Source organism: Nguyenibacter sp. L1, from assembly GCF_035199985.1.
Lineage (GTDB): Bacteria > Pseudomonadota > Alphaproteobacteria > Acetobacterales > Acetobacteraceae > Gluconacetobacter > Gluconacetobacter vanlangensis.
Map to the genome: position 1 here is coordinate 4,044,728 of NZ_CP127015.1, position 13,178 is coordinate 4,057,905.

Annotated in this window: 15 protein-coding genes and 1 tRNA gene; 13 read left to right on the plus strand and 3 right to left on the minus strand. The window is 68.9% G+C overall.

Annotation, left to right across the window (positions count from 1 at the left end):
• Positions 1-6 precede the first annotated feature (6 nt).
• On the plus strand, positions 7-2,115 hold the full coding sequence (locus QN315_RS18355; RefSeq protein WP_323990829.1) for a prolyl oligopeptidase family serine peptidase: 2,109 nt from the start codon (positions 7-9) through the stop codon (positions 2,113-2,115).
• A 92-nt stretch (positions 2,116-2,207) separates the two neighbouring features.
• Here the strand turns inward: QN315_RS18355 and rpsU are convergent, their stop codons facing one another.
• The gene (rpsU, locus tag QN315_RS18360) at positions 2,208-2,411 is read right to left on the minus strand and encodes a 30S ribosomal protein S21 (RefSeq protein WP_010506446.1); all 204 of its coding nucleotides are present in this window, start codon (positions 2,409-2,411) and stop codon (positions 2,208-2,210) included.
• 235 nt (positions 2,412-2,646) lie between these two features.
• Here rpsU and def point away from each other — a divergent pair, with 235 nt between their 5' ends.
• The 5 genes from def to QN315_RS18385 all read left to right on the plus strand — a co-directional run bounded on the left by def (position 2,647) and on the right by QN315_RS18385 (position 6,598).
• Complete coding sequence (def, locus tag QN315_RS18365) at positions 2,647-3,177, plus strand: peptide deformylase (RefSeq protein ID WP_176641100.1); 531 nt, start codon at positions 2,647-2,649, stop codon at positions 3,175-3,177.
• Positions 3,174-3,791 carry a COQ9 family protein gene (locus QN315_RS18370; RefSeq protein WP_323990830.1) on the plus strand — a complete coding sequence of 206 codons (618 nt, stop codon included), beginning with the start codon at positions 3,174-3,176 and terminating at the stop codon, positions 3,789-3,791. The genes def and QN315_RS18370 overlap by 4 nt, the downstream gene beginning before the upstream one ends.
• A gap of 51 nt (positions 3,792-3,842) precedes the next feature.
• Entirely contained in the window at positions 3,843-4,394 is a 552-nt protein-coding gene (locus QN315_RS18375) for a helix-turn-helix domain-containing protein (protein ID WP_323990831.1), read from the plus strand.
• Positions 4,395-4,453: 59 nt separating this feature from the next.
• Positions 4,454-5,182, plus strand: coding sequence for a response regulator transcription factor (locus QN315_RS18380; protein ID WP_323990832.1), 729 nt, complete (start codon positions 4,454-4,456; stop codon positions 5,180-5,182).
• Positions 5,183-5,251: 69 nt separating this feature from the next.
• Positions 5,252-6,598 carry an ATP-binding protein gene (locus QN315_RS18385; RefSeq protein ID WP_323990833.1) on the plus strand — a complete coding sequence of 449 codons (1,347 nt, stop codon included), beginning with the start codon at positions 5,252-5,254 and terminating at the stop codon, positions 6,596-6,598.
• A 75-nt stretch (positions 6,599-6,673) separates the two neighbouring features.
• Here QN315_RS18385 and QN315_RS18390 read toward each other — a convergent pair whose 3' ends face one another.
• Positions 6,674-7,243, minus strand: a complete 570-nt coding sequence (locus QN315_RS18390) for an outer membrane protein assembly factor BamE (RefSeq protein ID WP_176640782.1) — start codon at positions 7,241-7,243, stop codon at positions 6,674-6,676.
• Between the two features lie 157 nt (positions 7,244-7,400).
• Between QN315_RS18390 and QN315_RS18395 the strand changes: the two genes are divergently transcribed.
• The 7 genes from QN315_RS18395 to QN315_RS18425 all read left to right on the plus strand — a co-directional run bounded on the left by QN315_RS18395 (position 7,401) and on the right by QN315_RS18425 (position 11,973).
• The gene (locus tag QN315_RS18395) at positions 7,401-7,973 is read left to right on the plus strand and encodes a DUF177 domain-containing protein (RefSeq protein WP_323990834.1); all 573 of its coding nucleotides are present in this window, start codon (positions 7,401-7,403) and stop codon (positions 7,971-7,973) included.
• Positions 7,974-8,117: 144 nt separating this feature from the next.
• Positions 8,118-8,321, plus strand: a complete 204-nt coding sequence (gene rpmF, locus QN315_RS18400) for a 50S ribosomal protein L32 (RefSeq protein WP_176640780.1) — start codon at positions 8,118-8,120, stop codon at positions 8,319-8,321.
• Positions 8,322-8,421: 100 nt separating this feature from the next.
• Complete coding sequence (gene plsX, locus QN315_RS18405) at positions 8,422-9,519, plus strand: phosphate acyltransferase PlsX (RefSeq protein ID WP_323990835.1); 1,098 nt, start codon at positions 8,422-8,424, stop codon at positions 9,517-9,519.
• A 52-nt stretch (positions 9,520-9,571) separates the two neighbouring features.
• Entirely contained in the window at positions 9,572-10,546 is a 975-nt protein-coding gene (locus QN315_RS18410) for a beta-ketoacyl-ACP synthase III (protein ID WP_323990836.1), read from the plus strand.
• 105 nt (positions 10,547-10,651) lie between these two features.
• Positions 10,652-10,987, plus strand: coding sequence for an integration host factor subunit alpha (locus QN315_RS18415; RefSeq protein ID WP_317135251.1), 336 nt, complete (start codon positions 10,652-10,654; stop codon positions 10,985-10,987).
• Positions 10,988-11,082: 95 nt separating this feature from the next.
• Complete coding sequence (locus QN315_RS18420) at positions 11,083-11,826, plus strand: MerR family transcriptional regulator (RefSeq protein WP_323993641.1); 744 nt, start codon at positions 11,083-11,085, stop codon at positions 11,824-11,826.
• 73 nt (positions 11,827-11,899) lie between these two features.
• Positions 11,900-11,973: transfer RNA gene (locus QN315_RS18425), tRNA-Pro, on the plus strand.
• A gap of 66 nt (positions 11,974-12,039) precedes the next feature.
• Here the strand turns inward: QN315_RS18425 and QN315_RS18430 are convergent.
• Positions 12,040-13,164, minus strand: coding sequence for an AI-2E family transporter (locus QN315_RS18430; RefSeq protein WP_323990837.1), 1,125 nt, complete (start codon positions 13,162-13,164; stop codon positions 12,040-12,042).
• Between the last annotated feature and the right edge of the window lie 14 nt (positions 13,165-13,178).

A 13,178-nucleotide genomic window follows, 5' to 3' on the forward strand; every position in this document is an offset into this window, starting at 1 on the left:
TCCGTGATGAACATGATCCGAGGCATCCTGGCCTGTGCCGCCCTGCTGGCGGCGTGGCCCGTCCGGGCCGCCATGCCCGCGCATTTCACTACTCCGGCCTATCTGTCGGACGTGACGGGGGCGCAGGCCCTGGCGTGGGTGCGGCAGCAGAATCGCCGCACCGACGACACGCTGGCGCGCGATTCGCGCTATCGCGCATTCCATGATGCGGTGCTGCAGGTCGAGCAGGATCGGCATCGAATTCCCGAACCCTCCTTTATGGCCGGGAAGATTTTCAATTTCTGGCAGGACGCGGCCAATCCCCGCGGGATCTGGCGCCAGACGGACCTGGCGTCGTTTCTGGGCGGTCGTCCGGCCTGGATCACCAGGCTGGACGTCGATGCGCTGGCCCGGCAGGAGCATCGCGACTGGGTCTTCCAGGGCGCGGAATGCCTGGAACCCGGGGATTCGCCGTGCCTGCTGCGTTTGTCCGACGCGGGCGAGGATGCGGCGAGCCTGCGCGAATTCCTGCCGCTGAGCGGGCAGTTCGTGCCGGGGGGCTTCTTGCTGCCGCGATCGAAGCAGACGGCGGTCTGGGAGGATCGTGACACGCTGCTGGTCGCGCGTGACTGGGGCGCGGACCGGGGTGGGGTGACGGCGTCCGGCTATCCGTTCGTGGTCAGGCGCCTGCGCCGGGGCCAGGCCCTGGACCAGGCGGCGGAGGTGATGCGCGGGACGCCCGGCGACGTTTCGGTGGAGCCGCTGGCGCTGGCCGACGGGCAGGGGCGCCGTATCGTGCTGATCCGCCGCGCGGTCACGTTTTTCGAGGACCGGTACGGGGTGGTGACGCCGCAGGGCGTGCGGATGCTGGACCTGCCGTCGCGCATGGACCTGCACGGGTTCGCGGGCGGGCGGCTGATCCTGTCGGTCAACCAGGACTGGACGCCGCGCGGCGGGACGCGGATCGCGGCGGGCAGCGTGATCGCGGTCGATCCGGCGGGGCAGGCGGCGGCGCAGATCCTGTTCGTGCCGAACCCGCGCCAGGCGGTGGACGAGGTCGCGGTGACGGGCGCGGGCGTGGTGATGACGGTGCTGGATTCGGTGCGCGGCCAGGCCTGGATCTTTCAGCAGGCCGGGCGGGACGGCGGCGCCTGGCGCGGCGTCCGGCTGGCGATGCCGGACATGATGTCGATCCATATCGTCGATGCCGACCGGGAGTCGGGCCGGGCGTTCCTGTCGGTTTCGGGCTTTCTGACGCCCTCGCAACTATGGCTGGTGGATTGCGTGGGGGGCAGTGCGCGCAAGATCATGGAATTGCCGCCGCAATTCGATGCCGCCGGGTTGGAGGTCGGGCAATCCTGGGCGGTATCGGCGGATGGGACGCGCATTCCCTATTTCCTGGTCCACCGGCGGGGCATGAAGCCGGACGGCACGAACCCGACGCTGCTGACGGCCTATGGCGGATTCCAGGTCGCGTCGGTGCCGGACTACAACCCGGTGGTCGGGCGGCTGTGGCTGGAGCGGGGCGGGGTCTACGCGGTGGCCAATATTCGCGGCGGGGGCGAGTTCGGGCCCGCCTGGCACGAGGCCGGGCGCACCGTCCATCGCCAGCGCGTCTTCGACGATTTCGCCGCCGTGGCGCGGGACCTGATGGCGCGGGGCGTGACGACGCCCGCGCGGCTGGCGATTCGCGGCCGGTCGAACGGCGGGCTGCTGATGGGGGTGGAGTTTACCCAGCACCCCGAATTGTGGGGCGCGGTCATTATCGGCGTGCCGCTGCTGGACATGGAACATTTCGAGACGATGGCGGCCGGCGCGTCCTGGGTCGGCGAATATGGCAGTATGGACGAGCCGGCGCAGCGGGCCTTCCTGCAGCGTATCTCGCCCCTGCGGGCGCTGCGCGCGGGGGTGCGCTATCCCGAGCCGTTCATCTTCACCTCGACCCGCGACGATCGGGTGGGGCCGGTGCATGCGCGGCGTTTCGCCGCGAAATTGCAGGCGCTGGGGGTGCCGTTTCTCTATTACGAGGACGTCGAGGGCGGGCATTCCGGCACGGTGAATGCGCGGGAGATCGCCCATGAGCGGGCGCTGGAGGCGGTCTATCTGTCGCGGCTGATGGCGCCGGCGGGACAGTAGGGGAAATCAGGCATGAAAAAAGGCCGGCTCCCCTGGGGAGCCGGCCTTTTTTCGGAACTGGGCCCCCTTCGGGGCCGCGTTCATGGAACAGGTCAGAACCCTTCGCGTTCCAGGCGCTTGCGCTCCATCTTGCGGGCGCGGCGGACGGCCTCGGCGGCCTCGCGCGCCTTGCGCTCGGAGGGCTTTTCGTAATGGCGGCGCAGCTTCATCTCGCGGAAGATGCCTTCACGCTGCATCTTCTTCTTGAGCGCCTTGAGAGCCTGGTCGACATTGTTGTCGCGAACGAGAACCTGCACTTGGTCGTCAACTCCTGCTTTGTGGCCTTTCGGATCGGCCACGAAAACTGCCGTGGCGGGATGTCCGCCGGCGGCTATGGCCCGCGTGCGATTCCCGAGTGGGGCGGACCTATAACATGGGGTCCGTGCGGAACACAAATCATTCCGCCCGTTTCCTGGCGGAAACAGGCGGACTATTTTGCGGGACATGCGTGGCCTGCGCGTTATGGCCTGCACGACAGGAAAGGGTGGGATCGTGACCTTGCTGAAAATCGCCCGGATGGGCCATCCGGTCCTGCTGCGCCGCGCGGACCCGGTGGCGGACCCGCTGAGCCCGGAGATCGGGCGGCTGATCGACGACATGATCGAGACGATGGAGGACGCGCGCGGGGCGGGGCTGGCGGCGCCGCAGGTGCATGTGTCGCTGCGGCTGTTCGTCTATCGCGTGCCGCAGGAGCGCAGCGCGGGCGACGACGATCCGCCGCGCGGCGCCAGCGTGCTGATCAACCCTGTCCTGCGTCCCGTCGATGACGAGATGGTGCTGCGGCCGGAGGGGTGCCTGTCGATTCCCGGCCTGCGCGGCATGGTGCCGCGTCATGTGCGGGTCGCCTATTCGGGGTTGGAGCGGGACGGCACGCGGGTGGAGGGGATCGCCGGCGGATTCATGGCGAATGTATTGCAGCATGAATATGATCATCTGGACGGGATTCTCTATCCGATGCGCATGACGGATTTGGGGCAGATGGGATTCGAAGAGGAAATCGCGCGCCACGGGGTGCGGGAATGATCGCGGCGCGGCTGGCCGCCTGTGTCGCCGCCTGCGCGCCGCGCCGGCTGGAGCGCAGTGCGGCGCGGGACGAGGTGCTGGGGCGCGTCGAGGCCCTGGCGGGCGGCGAAGGGTGGACGATGCGGACCCTGCGCGCGGCCGGCGGGCCGGATGCGGACCTGCTGTTTCCCGGCGGCCCGGCGGAGATGGTCGAGGCCTGGCTCGACCGGGCCGACCGCGCGATGATCGAGGTCGCGCACGACCTGGACGAGCCGCGGCTGAGCCGGCGGGTGCGGGCGATCATCCTGATGCGGCTGCGGACCATCACGCCCGACCGGGCCGCCATGCGCCGCGCGCTTGCGGTGCTGATGCTGCCGGGGCGCGCGGGGGCGCTGGCGCGGAGCCTGGCGCGGACCGTCGATGCGATCTGGGAAGCGGCGGGGGACCGGTCGGTTGGGCTGAGCCGCCAGACCAAGCGGATGACCCTGGCATCGGTCTATGTCCAGACGCTGCTGTTCTGGCTGGCGCGGGGGGACGACCCGGATGCCGTCGCGTCCTTTCTGGATCGGCGGCTGGAGGCCGTCGCGCGGATCGGCCGGATCAGGCAGCGCCTGGCGGCCGGGCGTGCGGCCTGAGCGGCCGCCCGTGGCGGAAGCGGCGTTTTCCCGGGCCATCGCAGGGGCGCGATGACGGATCGCAAGGGGCCGCCGCGACGGCCGGCGGGAGCGGCGGGGGCCGGGAGCGGCCTGCTGTTCCTGCGCGAGGACGAGATGCGCCAGGCGCAGGAACTGATGACCCTGGCCTGGCGCGATTTCGGCGCGGTGGTCGATCCGGTGCTGGAAGAGTTGGGGCTGGGACGGGCGCATCACCGGATATTGCAACTGGTCGGGCGCCATCCGGGCATCGCGGTCGGCGCGCTGCAGGACCTGCTGGGAATCACGAAACAGAGCCTGGGCCGCGCGCTGGGGGAACTGCAGGCGCGGGATTATGTCGCGCAGGAGGTGGGACGGCGGGACCGCCGGCTGCGCCTGCTGTCGCTGACCGCGGCGGGGGCCGCGGTGGAGCGGCAATTGTTCGATCTGCAGCGCGAGAAGCTGGTCGGCGTGTATCGTGATGTCGGCGCCGCGTCGGTCGAGGGGTTCCGTCGAGTCATGCAGGGCCTTATGGACGACAGGACGCGGCGCGTGCTCGAAGATGTGATCGCGGCGGGCGAGCGGGCGCGCCGGGCCAGGATGTGAAGGCGTCGGGTTGGGCGGCCTGGCAAGGGGCGCGGGCGACAGGGGTGTGGGCGAGGGGCATGGACGGACGGGACAGCGGAACGCGGGATGGAGCGGTCGCCGGGGCGCATATCCTGGTGGTGGATGACGACCCGAGGCTGCGGCGCCTGCTGCAGCGTTACCTGACCGAGCAGGGATTCCGTATCAGCGTGGCGGCGTCGGCGGCGGAGGCGCGGCAGGTGCTGGGGTTCATGCAGCCCGACGCGATGGTGCTGGACGTGACCATGCCCGGCGAGACCGGGCTGGCGCTGACCCGCGCGCTGCGCGACGAGGGGCAGGATCTGCCGATCCTGCTGCTGACGGCGCGGGGTGAGCCCGAGGACCGTATCACCGGCCTGGAAGCCGGGGCGGACGATTATCTGGGCAAGCCGTTCGAGCCGCGCGAGTTGCTGTTGCGCCTGAAGGCGCATCTGCGCCGCTTCGCGCCGCCCGCGCCGTCGGAAAATCTGCGCGTGGTGCGACTGGGCGGCCTGGAATTCGACCCCGCGCGGGGATTGCTGCAGGGCCCCGGGGGCAGCGTGCACCTGACCGGTGGCGAGGTCGCGCTGCTGACCGTGCTGGCGCGCCGGCCCAACGAGACGCTGTCGCGCGAGGAGATCGCGCGGGTCCTGGACATGGAGGAAATCGGCGAACGGGCGGTGGACGTGCAGGTGACGCGGCTGCGCCGGCGGATCGAGTCCGATCCGCGTGAGCCGCGCTTTCTGCAGACGGTGCGTGGCAAGGGCTATGTGCTGAAACCGGGATTATAGCGGCGCGGGGGGCGGTCGGTGCCGCTGTTCGGTGATCGCCGGCGGGAGCGCCGGGCCGGGCCCCCGCCCATGGCGGGGTGGCGCCGCCGCATGGACCGGCCGGTGCGCCGGGTGCTGCCGCGCTCGCTGCTGGGGCGGTCGCTGCTGATCGTGCTGATTCCGCTGCTGGTGACGCAGGGGATCTCGCTGGAGCTGTTCTACGGCAATTACCTGAAGGTCGTGTCGCGGCGCATGTCGGGCAGCATCGCGGCCGAGGTCGCGCTGACGGTGGACCTGCTGAACCATTATCACACCGCCGGCGACCGGAGCTGGATCATGCAGCGGGTGCGCCGGCGCACGCAACTGGACATAGGGTGGCAGCCGGGATGGCGGCTGACCCGCATCGGGTCGAGCCACGTGCTGGGGCCGATGGATGACGACCTGGCCCAGGCGCTGGCGGATTCGCTGGGGCGGCCGACCTATATCGACTGGATCGGCGACAGGCATACCGTCCATATCTATATCCAGCTTCCCGACGGGGTCCTGAGCGTCGGCGCGCCGCGCAAGCGGCTGGACGTGGCGCCGATCTGGTTCGTGGCCTGGGCGGTGGGCAGCACGCTGCTGCTGTTCATGATCGCCAGCCTGTTCATGCGCAACCAGGTGCGGGCGATCCGGCGGCTGGCGCGTGGGGCGGAATTGTTCGGCCTGGGGCGCGATACCGGGCCGATCCGCCCGGAGGGCGCGCAGGAGGTGCGCAAGGCGGCGGTGGCGTTCAACCGCATGCAGGAGCGGATCTTCCGCTTCGTGGCGCAGCGGACCGCGGTGCTGGCCGGGGTGTCGCACGATCTGCGCACGCCGCTGACGCGGCTGCGCCTGTCGCTGGCGATGATGCCGCAGCAGGGGAGGGTCGATGCCGCCGCGCTGCGGGACGACGTGGCGGACATGATCGCCGACATCGCCGAGATGGAGCGGATGATCGAAAGCTATCTGTCCTTCGCGCGGGGCGAGGGGGCCGAGACGCCGGTGTCGGTCGGAATCGGGCCGCTGCTGGAGGATGCCGCCGCGTCCTTTCGCCGAGCGGGGGGCGAGATCCTGTCGATTTCCGTGCCGGTGCCGGTCGAGATCATCGTGCGGCCGGATGCGATCCGCCGGGTGTTGGACAATGTGATGCAGAATGCCCGCCGTCATGGCGGGCGCGTGGCGTTGAGCGCCGCGCCGGACGGGCGCGTGATCATGGTGTGCGTCGACGATGACGGGCCGGGGATTCCGCCGGACCGGATGGAAAGCGTCTTTCGTCCGTTCGAAAGCGGCAGCGGGGGCGGCACGGGGCTGGGCCTGACGATCGCCCGCGATATCGTGCGGGCGCATGGCGGCGACATCGCCCTGCGCGCCAGCCGGCTGGGCGGTCTGCAGGTGCGGATCGTGCTGCCGCTATAGGCCGGTGTCAGGATAGGCCGGCATCAGGCCGCGATACCGATGCTAAAGAGGCACCGCGATAGAAGTGCTGCGATATCAGGGCAGCGAATTGCCCGTGCCGCCATGGCCCGGACCGTTGTTGAAGCCCATCGGGCCGGTGCTGCCGCCGAACGTGCTGTCCAGGTTGCTCATCGGGTTGTAGCGGCCGACATTGCCCAGGATCTGCTGCATGATATTGACGCTGGTGCCCGGAGTCGGGGTGACGGCGCCGACCATCGAGACGGGGCGCGCGTTGCTCTTGTCCAGGGTGCGCAGGGTGCGCAGGGTACCCTTGTCGTCGAAATTCAGTACCACGACCTGCTGCTGGCGGATGCTGGGGAAGCTGAGCGGCGTCTGCGCGGTCCGCATGGAGATGTAGATCCACGTATTGTCGTCGAACGTGGCGCGCGTGGTCGGCGAGCCCAGCAGGTCCATCGCATCGGCGCGCGTGCTGACGCCGGGCTTGAGCTGGGTATAGTCGTCGCGTTCGATCAGCGAGCCGCGCTGGAACGGCCGGGACGAGAAGACCGAGCAGCCGGAGAGGAGCATGCCGAGGCCGACGACGGCGCAGGGGAGAAGGCGCCTCGCCGGGCGGAGGGCCGAATTCGTGTCCGAAGGTGACCGCATGGCCTGAAGGGCGTCCTGATCCAGGGTAAACTCATCTGTCGGGTGCCCGATTGGGGTGGCGAAGTCAATTCTCCATCGCCATAGATGGGTGAATATCCCGCGTGCCGGCCGGACCGGAGAGCGGGCGGTGTATAGCGTATAAAGGAGCTGGCTGTTCATGGAGGCGGAATTTTCCCGCAAGGTCGCGGTGGGGCGGATCGCCGCGTCGGGCATGGACCTGACGATCGAGGCGGACGCGCGCGAATGCGCCGCCCTGGCCGCGCGTTTCGGCCTGCCGGCGGTGCGCGCGCTGTCCTGCCGCTATCGCCTGACGCCGGGACGGCGGGGCGAGGTCTATGCCGAAGGCTGGCTGGCCGCGACGGTCGACCAGGTGTGCGTGGTGACGACGGATCGGTTTGCCAACGGGGTGGCCGAGACGTTTGCCGCGCGCTTCGTCCCGGCCGAGCGGTTTCGCGAGGATGAGGATCTGGACCCCGAGGCGGTGGACGAGATCCCTTATGCGCGGGACATGATCGACCTGGGCGCGCTGGCGGCCGAGGAATTGTCGCTGGCGCTGGATCCCTATCCGCGCAAGCCGGGCAGCGTGCTGCCCGAAGGTGTCGGCCAGGTGGATGTTCCGCCCGCGAATCCCGGAGACGGGGATGCGTCCAGGGACGCGTCGGGGGAGATATCGGGGGAAAAGCAGTCGCCCTTCGCCGCCCTGGCGGCGCTGAAGAAGGCGCCAAACTGACCGTGCGGCGGGGTGCGTGGCCGGAGAGATGCTTGCGGAATGTCGTGCGGTCTGCTAGAGGCGCCCCCTCATTGTCGATAACTGACCGGGACCCGTGTGATGACGGAGCCCGGTTAAGATCCCAGATCGGAGGGGCCCGGGCCCATGGCTGTACCCAAGAGAAAAACCTCGCCGTCCCGTCGCGGCATGCGTCGCAGCCACGAGGCGCTGCGCGTGCAGGCCCATGCCGAGTGCGCGAATTGCGGTGAACTGAAGCGGCCGCACCATGTTTGCAGTCATTGCGGCCATTATGACGGCCGTGAGGTCGTTGCCGCCGGCAAGGCGCTGAAGACCGCCGTCCGGGCCTGAGCCGGCGGCGCATGGCCGGCCGGTCGCCGGCCGCCCCGCCCCGCGGGACGCCGTCCCGTGGCGGTTTGTGGTTTTGGTGTTCTCCCGGCAGAAGGCAGGCATGAGCGAGACAGGTTCCTCTTTTTCCGGGGCTGAGCCCTTCACGCTGGCCATCGACGGCATGGGTGGGGATGGCGGTCCGGAAGTCGTGGTGGCCGGTCTGGCGATTGCGGCGGACAGGCATCCTGGCGCGCGGGTCCTGCTGATCGGGGATGAGGCGGCGTTGCGCGCGCAACTGGCGCGCCATCCCAAGGCGGCGGCGATCTGCACGATCCGGCCGGCCGGCAGCGCCATCGCCATGGACATGAAGCCGACCGCGGCGCTGCGGGTGCGCGATTCGTCGATGCGCCTGGCGATGGATGCGGTAGCCCAGGGCGAGGCCCAGGGCGTGGTGTCCGCCGGCAATAGCGGCGCGATGCTGGCGCTGGCCAAGATCGTCGTCAAAACCCTGCCGGGCGTCTCGCGTCCGGCCATGGCGGCCATCAGCCCGACCCTGAAGGGCGACGTGGTGATGCTGGACCTGGGCGCCAACGTCGCCTGCGACTGGCGCAACCTGGTTGAATTCGCGGTGATGGGCGCGGCCTTCGCCAATGCGGTGCTGGGCCTGCGGGCGCCCACGATCGGCCTGCTGAATGTCGGTTCGGAAGAACTGAAGGGCGACGAGAGGCTGCGCCAGGCGGCGGACGTGCTGCGCAACAGCCCGCTGGCCGCGCAATTCCACGGCTTTATCGAGGGGCACGACATCACGGCGGGAACGACCGACGTGGTCGTGACCGACGGATTTACCGGCAATGTCGCCCTGAAGACCGGAGAAGGCGCGCTGAAGATGGCGTTCGTCCTGCTGCGGCAGGTCTTCCGGTCGGGCCTGCTGGCCAAGCTAGGCTATCTGCTGGTCCGGCCGGGGCTGGAGCGGATGCGCGAGTGGCTGGATCCGCGCCGCTATAACGGCGCGGTATTCGTGGGGCTCAATGGCGTCGTCGTGAAATCGCATGGCGGGACCGACGCCGAAGGCTTTGCAGCGGCGGTGGACGTTGCCATGGATATGGTGACGCACCGGTTCAACGAGAGCATTCGCGCACAATTGTTGCGCATGGAATCGCTGACGGCCATGCGGCCGGGGGCGGACAAGGAGCAGCCGGCGGTTGCCGCCGTAAGCTGATCCGCAGCCCTGCCCGACCGGCGGCCTGGCTTGGCGGTTTGGAATGATGGACATGATGGCGAGACGTTCGCTTCTGGTCGGGTTCGGCGGTTATCTGCCGGACCGGATCGTGACCAATGATGAGCTGGCGACGCGCCTCGACACGTCGGACGAATGGATCAGGGCCCGGACCGGAATCGCCCAGCGCCATATCGCGGGGCCCGGCGACACGGCCGTGAGCATGGCCAGCGCGGCGGCGTCGCAGGCGCTGGACTATGCCGGCATGCGGGCCGGGGACGTGGGCGCCGTCATCGTGGGCACCAGCACGCCGGACCAGGCTTTTCCGGCGACCGCGGTCAGGGTGCAGGCCGAACTGGGCATGACCGGAGGGTTCGGCTTCGATCTGGCCGCGGCGTGCTCGGGCTTCATCTACGCGCTGTCGATGGCGGATTCGCTGATCCGCAGCGGGCAGGTCGATTCGGTTCTGGTGATCGGCAGCGAAGTCTATTCGCGGATCGTCGACTGGTCGGATCGCGGCACCTGCGTGCTGTTTGGCGACGGGGCCGGGGCGGTGCTGCTGCGCGCGGCGGGAGACGAGGATGAGGACCGGGCGGGGATCCTGTCGACCCATCTGCATTCCGACGGGCGGACTGGCGACCTGCTTTATGTCGACGGGGCGGTCGGGCAGCGCGAGAAGAGCGGATTTCTGCATATGCGCGGGCGCGACGTGTTTCGCCACGCGGTGGCCAAGCTGTCGGATTCGGTCGATGAGGTGCTGCGGGTCAATGGACTGACCCATGGCGACGTGTCGTGGCTGGTGCCGCACCAGGCCAATCTGCGGATCATCGAGGGCGTGGCGCGCAAGCTGGAATTGCCGCCCGAGCGGGTGATCGTGACGGTCGACCGCCATGCCAATACCTCGGCGGCGTCCATTCCGCTGGCGCTGAACGAGGCTGTGCGCGACGGGCGGATCAGGCCGGGCGACCTGGTGCTGATGGAAGCGCTGGGCGGCGGGTTGACCTGGGGATCGGCGCTCGCGCGGATCTGAGGTGGAGCGAGGCCGGGGGCGGGCCGTGTCCGGGCCTTTCGGGCGAATCTGTGAAGATGAAAAATTGACGCCGGTCAATGCATTGAATTGACGGTGCATCGCGGCGTGCCTAGGTTTGCTGGCATGAGCACAGTGACCCGCGCCAGTCTGGCAGAACATATCTATAGTCAGGTCGGACTTTCCCGCAACGAGTCGGCGGACTTGCTCGAACACGTGCTTGAGCGGGTCGCCAAGGAACTCGAAGCCGGAAATACGGTCAAGATCAGTGGCTTCGGAACCTTTTCCGTTCGTCAGAAGGGGCGCCGGACCGGCCGTAACCCCAAGACCGGGGTGGAGGTGCCGATCCTGCCGCGATCGGTGCTGGTGTTCCGGCCCAGCCAGTTGCTGCGGTCGCGCGTGAACGGCCAGCCGGACGACGGAAACGAGGAAGACGGCGAATGAGCGCCGCCAGCCCAGGGCAGGAATTCTGGCAGGATGATGCCTCGGCCCATGCGGTGGAGGCCGCCGACGGATATGGCCAGGCGGGAGATGGCCGGATGGAAGAACAGGCGGGGGACGACCCGGCCGGGCGGCTGAAGAAGGCGCCCCATGCCTTTCGCACCATCAGCGAGGTGGCGGACGAGCTGCATGTGCCGCAGCATGTCCTGCGTTTCTGGGAGACGCGATTCAGCCAGGTGCGTCCGCTGAAGCGCGGGGGTGGCCGGCGTTATTACCGGCCCGACGATATCGAACTGCTGCGCCGGATTTCCGATCTGCTCTATGTCCAGGGCTATACGATCAAAGGCGTGCAGCGGATGCTGCGTGAAGGCGCGGATGTCGTCATTCCCGCCGGGTCGGCGGACGGGAGCGACGACGAGGATCTGTTCGGCCAGCCCGAGGAGAGCCCGGCGCATGGTGCGGCGGCCGCGGCCGGGCAGGACGGCGTGGCGGGTCCTGAATCGACGGATCCTGAATCGGCAGGCTTCGAACCGACAGACCCTGGGCTGGTTTGTGCGGAGCCGGTCATTCTGGGGGCGGAAAGCGCTCCCGACGTTGCGGAGCAGGCGCCGTTCGTGACGCCTCCGGCCGCAGCATCCATTTCCGATACCGTCCCGCCTTCGGGCCCGTCCCAGGGTGTGGAGATTTCGGGCGCCGAGACTTCGGGTATCGAGTCTTCGGAGACGCGGCCGGCGGCGGATTCGGAATCCGAGCGAATCCGGCAGGAGAACCTGCTGCTGAAGGACAGTCTGCGCGGGATTCTGGTGGAATTGCGTGCCCTGCGGCGGCTGATTCCGGTCTGAGCCGGATTCGGGCCGCGAACACGGGTTGCGGTCCGCGCCGGGCGCTGCTACACGGCGTGTCGTCGCAGACGGACGGGCAGTAGCGCAGCCTGGTAGCGCATCAGTCTGGGGGACTGGGGGTCGTGGGTTCGAATCCCGCCTGCCCGATATTCCCGTCTGCGACCGTTTTCCCTTCTTTCGATGAGTTGGATCATGCGGGGTATCGGCCCCGCGTCAGCCTCCGTCCAGGCAGCGGTCGCGCGTCCAGTTGCGCCACATCAGGTGCATGACCGCCATGATGGCCGGGCCCATGAAGAGGCCCAGCAGGCTCCAGCTTTCGACGCCGCCCAGGATGCCCGTCAGGACCCACAGGAAGGGCAGTTCGGTCGAGCCGCCGATCAGGGCCGGGCGGACGAAATGGTCGGCCACGAAGATCACCGCCATCCCCAGCCCGAGGATGGCCAGGGCGGCGATCGTCGCCCCCTTGACCAGCAGCAGCAATGTCACCAGCCCCACCGCTATGACGGCGCAGAACGGGATCATGGCCGCGACGGCGGTGAAGACGCCGAACAGGAACGGATGCGGGGCGCCGGCGATCAGGTAGGCGACCCCCATGACCGCGCCTTCGCCGATTCCCACGAGAACCAGGCCGGCGACCGTGCCGTGGACCGAGGCGATGATCTGCTGGGCGATCGTCTCGCCCCGCTTGCCGAAGGCACGGCGCGAGACGATGAGGCATTGGCGGATGATGGTGTCGCCGTCCTTGAGCAGGAAGAACAGGGTCAGGATCGAGAACGAGAACAGCAGGCCGCGATGGAAGATCTGCTCGCCCACGCGCTGGGTGACCTGCATGGAATGGCCGAGATTGAAGGAATGCAGGAAGCCCGATACGTCGTCGGGGTTCTGCAGGTGGCTTTCCCACCAGCCGCCGAGCGATGCGGCCCCGAAGGGCAGGCGGTGGATCCAGGTGGGGACCGGCACGCCGGAATGCCGGGCCTCGTTCATCCAGGCCGCGACGCCCTGGGCCTCGCGCGCCGCTTCGAGCGCGAATATCCCCAGCGGGACCAGGAAGATCAGCGCGATCACGATGGTGAACAGCAGCGGCAGCAGGATGCCGTTCGATTGCGTCGCCCGGCGCCGCCGGACGGCGGCATAAGGCGGCCAGGCGGTGATCGCGAAGATGCCGCCCCAGACCAGCGCGGCCAGGAAGCCATGGACGGTGTAGAGCGCGAGCAGGGTGAAGAACACCGCCAGCAATCCCCGGGCGATGCGCTGCGCACGCAGTTGCTCGCGCATCTGGCGGAAGGGCGCGCGATCCGATGGCGGGGGCAGCAGGGCCGGGGGGGCAGTGTCCGTCATGCGCATCGTCCTTG